A 7,939-nucleotide genomic window follows, 5' to 3' on the forward strand; every position below is an offset into this window, starting at 1 on the left:
AAATGATAGATTGTACAGCTTCCCCATTTTCCGCAAAAAAACGATTCTGATATTGGCCGCAAGTCTGACGAATGGAGTGAGATGAGTATGAGCATAATGGACTTCATAAATGATTTGAAAAAGAAAAATATCACCTTATACCATAACAAGGGAAAAATCAAAATCATCGGTCCTCAAGAATTATTGACGGCTGACTTAAAACAGCAAATCAAGCGGTATAAAGATGACATCATCGCAGCGCTGGAAGCGGGCGAAACGGACATTGAGCGAAGCTTTCCGAAAGCGGCGCCGTCTAAAAGCGGAACCTATCCTTTGTCAAGGGAACAAAAAAGGATGTTCATTTTAAATCAGCTTGATGACAGCAAAACGGCCTATAACATGCCGATGGCAGTAAAAATAAACGGTGAAGTTCAAATCAGCCGAATTGAACAGGCATGGAAAGCGCTCATCAAAAGGCATGAATCGTTAAGAACTTCTTTTGTCATGCTCGATGGCGAACCGGTGCAGAAAATCGAACAGGAAGCCGAGTTCCGACTTGAATACAGCGAGTTGGGGGATCAAAGCATCCAGGAGAAAATCAGCCGTTTCATCAAACCTTTTCAATTAGAAAAAGCCCCGCTTTTAAGAGCGGAAATCGTAAAAGTGGATGAAGCTGAGCATATGATGATCGTTGATATGCATCATATCATTTCAGACGGCATCTCTATCGGAATATTAATGAAGGAATTCGCCGACTGCTGTGAAGGCAAAGAATTACCTCCGGTGGCGGTTCAGTATAAAGATTATTCAGAGTGGCAGAAAGACATCGAGCAGCAGAGCCGGTTGAAGAAGCAGGAAGCGTATTGGCTTAACACCTTCCGGGGAGACATTCCGGTATTGAATATGCCGCTTGATTTTCCGAGACCGAAAATCCGAAGCTTTCAAGGGAACAGAACGGTTGTGGAATTGGATCAGGACACCACAAAAAAACTGAAGACGATAGCCGCAAAAAACGGCGTTACGATGTACATGCTTCTTTTGGCAGGCTACACCATTCTGCTGTCAAAATACACCGGACAAGAGGATATCATTGTCGGCTCGCCGATTGCCGGAAGACCGCATGCCGATTTAAACGGGACAATCGGGATGTTTGTCGGCACCCTTGCGCTGAGAAACCGGCCAACGGGGAACATGACATTTAGCGAATATGTCCAAACGGTCAAAAACAATACATTGAACGCCTATGAAAATCAAGATTATCAATTTGATGCATTGATCGAACATCTGGGCTTGACACAGGACATGAGCAGAAATCCGCTGTTTGATACGATGTTTGATCTGCAGCATGCGGATGATTTCGCATCTGAAGCCGGCGGGGGGCATTTTGACACGTATGATATTCCATTTCATGTCGCGAAATTCGATGTAAGCCTGACGGCATTTTTGCATGGAGACAACCTGAAATTTGATTTTCAATATTGCACGGATCTGTATAAAAAAGAAACGATTGAAAGAATGGCCGGACATTTTTTGAATGTTTTAAAAGACGCTGCTCATCACCCTGAACTGGCGTTAAGCGAGATTAGGATGATGTCGGAAGAGGAGAAAGACATCATCTTACATACATTCAATCATGAGAAGACAGATGGTCCGAAAAACAAGACACTCAGCCGGCTGTTTGAAGAGCGGGCTGAAAAAACACCCGATCACCCCGCTGTTATATTCGAAGATCAGCAATTGACATATAGAGAGCTGAACGAAAAAGCCAACCAATTGGCCTGGCTTTTAAGAGAGAAGGGCGTAAAGCCGGATACAATTGTCGCGATCATGACAGACCGTTCATTCGAGATGATCATCGGAATTATCGGAATTTTAAAAGCCGGCGGAGCCTATCTGCCAATTGATCCGGATTATCCGGAGGACAGAGTCAAATATATGCTGGAAGACAGCGGGGCTGATATGGTCGTCATCCAGGAGCCCTTTAAATCGAAAATAGACGGGCGTCAACTGATAACCGCCGAAGACACCCGATCTTTCAGCAAAGAAAATCTCCCAAATGTCAATAAGGCTTCTGATTTGGCATATGTAATTTATACTTCGGGTTCTTCAGGCAGGCCGAAAGGTGTCATGACGACTCACCGCAATGTCGTTCATTATGTTGATGCTTTTACGAAAAGGATCCCTTTGAGCGAAGATGATACAGTTTTGCAAGTCGTATCCTTTTCATTTGATGCATTTTCTGAAGAAGTCTACCCTATTTTAGCTTGCTCAGGGCGCTTGGTGATCAGCAGAAAAGTAAGCGATCTGAACATTGATGAACTGGTGAAAACGATCGGGAAGCATCGTGTCACACTTGTCAGCTGCTCCCCGCTTCTATTGAATGAAATCGATAAAAATCAGCACTTAACCTTTCATCCGCAGATGAAATTTATCAGTGGAGGCGACGTATTAAAATTTGAGTACGTCGAAAATATCATCAAAGGCGCCGACGTTTACAATTCTTACGGTCCCACGGAAGCGACAGTTTGTGCAACCTATTATCAACTAAGCAGCGCAGACCGCAAAAAAACGAGCATTCCTATCGGCAAGCCTTTAAGCAATTATAAAGTATACATTGCAGATCAATACGGCCGGCCGCAACCGGTTGGAGTACCGGGCGAACTATTGATCGGCGGCGAAGGGGTCGCAAGGGGATACTTGAATCATGAAACATTGACAAAAGCGGCCTTTGTGCTGGACGAATCAGGCGAGAGAGTATATCGTACAGGCGATTTAGCCAGATGGCTGTCTGACGGAAACATCGAGTTTTTAGGCAGAATCGACAGCCAAGTCAAAATCCGCGGCTATCGGATCGAACTGGAAGAAATCGAACACCGGTTGCTGATGAACGACGATATTAATGAAGCCATCGTGGTGGCGAAGGAAGATCAGGAAAACAGCAAATATCTATGCGCCTACATCGCATTCAATAACAAAAACGCAGATATTGAGCAGGTTCAAGAACGCTTGGCGAAGGACCTTCCGGAGTATATGATTCCGTCCTGCTTTATCAAGCTTGATCAAATTCCCCGCACGATCAATGGAAAGGCTGATCTTAAGGCATTGCCGGAGCCGGATCGAGGGGCATTTGCCCAAGCCCGCTACGAAGCCCCGCGCAATCAAACGGAAGCCTTACTTTTATCGATCTGGCAGGATATCTTGCCAGCGGAACAGATCGGGATTAACGACCATTTCTTTGACATCGGCGGACACTCGTTAAAAGCTTTTTCAATGGCCGCGAAAATTCAAGCGGCATTAAAAGTCGAAGTGACGCTAAAGGAAATCTTCAGCCATCCGACGATTAAAGACATCGCAGCTTATATCGTACAAAAACAAAAACAAGTTCAATCCGACATTCTAAAAGCGAAAAAGAAAGAATACTACCCGCTTTCTTCCGCTCAAAAAAGGCTGTACATCCTCAATCAAATCGAAGAAGGCCAAACCGCCTACAATATGCCTTTTGCGATGAAAATAAGAGGTGGGCTCCAAACGAAAAAGGCCGAGAAGGCCTTCAAAACGCTAATCAAAAGACATGAGAGTTTAAGAACATCCTTTGTGACCATCAATGGCGAACCCGTTCAGAATATAAACGAAGGGGTCACATTTGAAATGAAATACCGGGAGCTTGACAATTGCAGCCTTCGGGAACGGATGAATCAATTTATCAGACCGTTTGACCTGGAAAAAGCCCCTCTTCTGAGAGCGGAGCTGGTGAGGGTGAACGCAGCCGAACACATTCTCCTGCTTGATATGCACCATATCATTTCCGATGGCGTATCAATCGGGATCTTGATGAAAGAATGGGCGGCTTTATATGAAGAAAAGGAACTTGCACCGTTAAAGATCCAATATAAAGATTATTCCGAGTGGCAGCGAGAGTCCTGTCAAAAAGACCGGTTGAAAAAACAGGAAGAATACTGGCTATCCGTTTTTCAAGACGCCATCCCTGTTCTGAACATGCCGACGGACTTTCCAAGGCCGCAAATGCAAAGCTATGAAGGAGATCGAATCGCATTTGCAATCGAAAGAGAGCTGACGGATAAGCTGAAAAAAACAGCGAAAGAAAACGGAGTCACGATGTATATGCTGCTGTTGGCCGGGTATACAATACTGCTTTCGAAATACACCGGACAGGAAGATATCATTGTCGGTTCGCCGATTGCGGGGCGAACCCGGGAGGAGTTGGAACAGACGGTCGGGATGTTCGTAGGCACCCTTGCGATGAGAAACCATCCGAAAGGCGGCAGGACATTCATTGAGTATTTGCAAGATGTAAAAGAAAATACGTTTAACGCCTATGAAAATCAAGATTATCCTTTCGATGAACTCGTAGACAAATTAGATTTGGAACGGGACATCAGCAGAAATGCCTTATTTGACACAATGTTTGATATGCAGGCGCTGGATGATGCAGAGCCTGATATAGAGGGATTGCATGTTGAACCCGTTGATTTGGAGTTTCAGATTTCAAAATTCGATTTGTCGCTGGCAGCAGCAGAGTCCGCAGGCGTCATTACGTTTCACCTGGAATTCTGCACAAGGCTGTATAAAAAAGAAACCGCCGAAACGCTGGCGCAGCATTTCGTCAATATCCTAAGAGATATTTCCGATCATCCGCAGAAGCCGTTAAACGAAATCAGCATGCTTTCAGAGGAACAAAGGAACACAGTGCTGTATCAATTTAATGATACGAACGCCGAACACCCGTCGGGAATTTTTTCTGAGCTGTTTGAAGAGCAGGCCGAAAAATCACCGAATCATCCGGCGGCGGTCTTCAAAGATCATATGTTGACATACCGCGAATTAAATGAAAAAGCGAATCAATTGGCCAGAACATTGCGGAAAAAAGGGGTTCAGCGGGAGTCAGTAGTCGGAATCATGGCGGAGCGTTCGTTGGAAATGGTGACAGGCATATTGGCGGTTCTAAAGGCCGGCGGGGCGTACATGCCGATCGATCCGGGGCTTCCGAAAGAGCGCATCCAATATCTTATCACGGATAGCGGAGCTGATCTATTGCTGACCCAGCATCAGCTTATTGGCAGCATCAGCTTTGCCGGAGAAATCATCCAAATCGATCAGGCCGATGCTTACGACACGGATGGAAGCAATTTGGAGCATCTTAATTCCCCCGGTGATTTGGCATACGTCATCTATACCTCGGGTACGACGGGAAACCCGAAAGGCGTGATGGTCGAGCACCGCAATATCATTCATGCCCACTATACTTGGAGAAAGCACTATGAATTGGCATCATTTTCAGTTAACCTGCTCCAGCTTGCCAGCATGTCGTTTGATGTATTCGCAGGAGATTTATGCCGCAGTCTTCTCAACGGCGGAACAATGTATATGGTCCCGGATGATGTCAAACTGGAAATGAATCTGCTGTATGACATGATCAACAAATACGGCATTCATATGTTGGAATCGACGCCAAGCCTGATCATTCCTTTGATGAAATATATCGATCATCACAAGCTTGACCTTTCAAGCATGAAGCTGTTGATCATGGGTTCTGACACTTGCACGATCAAAGATTATAAGTGGCTCGTTGAACGGTTCGGACAAAGGATGAGAATCATCAACAGCTATGGCGTCACAGAAGCTTCTGTCGATTCCGGCTATTATGAAGAAGCTTTGGATCGGATTCCAGAGATTGCGAATACGCCGATAGGAAAGCCGCTGGACAATACAGCATTTTATATATTGGATTCCTCATTAAACCCGCAGCCGGTCGGCGTTTATGGTGAGTTGTACATCGGCGGTGAAGGGGTCGCGAGGGGATACTTAAACAAACCGGAACTCACGAAGGAAAGGTTTGTTCCAAATCGTTTTGCCGCCGGGGGGAAGATGTATAAAACGGGAGACTTGGCAAGGTGGCTGCCTGATGGAAATGTCGAATTCCTCGGGAGAATCGATCACCAAGTCAAGATTCGCGGTTTCAGAATAGAAACAGGCGAAATTGAAACGAAGCTTTTGGAAAATCAAAACATCAGCGAAGCTGTCGTTATAGACCGGGAAGACAAGAAAGGACATAAGTACCTGTGCGCCTATATTGTCGCTCGAGCGAAAACAAACGCAAATGAACTGAGGGAATATTTGTCCGATCATTTACCGGATTATATGCTCCCTTCCTATTTTATTCAAATCAACAAGATGCCCCTCACGCCAAACGGAAAGATCGATCGAAAAGCGCTTCCTGAACCTGCCGGAGATGCCATAGCGGCAAACGGATATAAAGCGCCGCGCAATGAAACGGAAGAAAAGCTGGCCGCTGTTTGGCAGGAGGTGCTGGACAGGGACAAAATCGGAATCAACGATAATTTTTTTGAAATCGGGGGAGATTCAATTAAGGCTCTGCAAATCGTTTCAAAATTATCAAGAGCCGATCTCAAGCTTCAGGTTAAAGATCTGTTTACCAATCCGTCCATCAGACACCTCAGTAAATATGTCAAAAAAGAAACGAAAGCTCGCACCAGCGAAATCGTGCAAGGGCAAGTGCCGCTGACTCCTGTGCAAAGGTCGTTTTTTGAAGCGAATCAAAGGGAGCAAAACCATTATAATCAAGCGTTTATGCTCTACAGGGAAAACGGGTTTGCTGAAAGGATCGTCGAAAAGGTTATCCGTAAACTCACAGAACACCATGATGCATTACGGATGGTCTATCGGGAGAAGAACGGTGAAATCATTCAGCATAACCGCGGCTTGGAAGACAGCGTCTTCGATCTGAATGTCTATGATTTGAAAACGGAAAAAAATCTCGAGGAAACTGTTTATCAGATAGCGACGAATATTCAAAAAGACATATCCATCAGCGAGGGCAAAATGATCAAGCTCTGCGTGTTTAAAACAACGGAGGGAGACCATCTGCTGATTGCGATCCATCACCTTTTGGTAGACGGCGTGTCCTGGAGAATATTGTTCGAGGATTTTGAAGCGGCATACGGTCAAGCCTTGCAAGGCAAACCGATAGAGCTCGGTTATAAAACGGATTCGTACAAAACGTTTTCCGAAAAACTGGCTGAGTACGCAAGCAGCAAAAAGCTCCTGAAAGAACAAGAATATTGGCGGGAGATATCCAAAGGAAAGATGGCATTCCTCCCTAAACATCGCCAAGCGGCACATGATAACTATGAAAATAGCAGAACACTCAGAATATCCCTCAGCCAAATGGAGACGGAACAGCTCCTGAAAAATGCGCATAAAGCATACAATACGCAGATTAATGATCTCCTTTTAACGGCTTTGTTGATCGCCTCAAGGCAGCTGACGGGGGAAAACAGGCTGAAAATTCTTATGGAAGGCCATGGAAGAGATGATATTTTGCAAGATGTGGATATTACGAGAACGGTCGGCTGGTTCACCGCAATGTATCCGGTATTCATCGACTTAGAAGATGAAACAGACTTGTCTGTGATGATTAAGATCGTGAAAGAAACTTTGCGGAAAATACCGAATAATGGAATCGGATACGGCATCCTCAAGTATTTGAGAAAAGACGAAGGGCTTATAAAGGATGAAAAGCCTCCGATCTTATTCAATTATCTTGGTGAGCTCGATCATGATCTGACGACTGAACAATTTTCATCGTCAAAGCTTTCAACAGGTCAAAGCATCGGAGAAAAAAGTGCAAGAGATGCTTCTGTTGAAATCGATTCAGTTGTTGTCGGCAGGCAATTGATGATCAGTACGACATTTAACGAATACGAGTATTCTCCAGATACGATCAGCGAATTGAATCAAGCATTCAAAGAAAGTTTGCAAATGGTCATCAGCCATTGTACGGGCAAAAATGAAACCGAAAAAACGTCCTCTGACTACGGTTATGACAAACTCTCGTTGGAAGATCTTGAAGAATTATTAAATGAATATGAATCTATCGACAGCTAGATATCATGAAAAAAGCTAAAGAAGCCCCCTTGAA

At 44.8% G+C, this 7,939-nt stretch carries 1 protein-coding gene; it reads left to right on the forward strand.

The window, feature by feature from the left end; translation table 11 throughout:
- Positions 1 to 87: 87 nt before the first annotated feature.
- On the forward strand, positions 88 to 7,905 hold the full coding sequence (bacB, locus tag M1E03_RS08940; RefSeq protein ID WP_105981065.1) for a bacitracin non-ribosomal peptide synthetase BacB: 7,818 nt from the start codon (positions 88 to 90) through the stop codon (positions 7,903 to 7,905).
- Positions 7,906 to 7,939 lie beyond the last annotated feature (34 nt).

It is taken from the genome of Bacillus sp. PK6-013, from assembly GCF_054161445.1.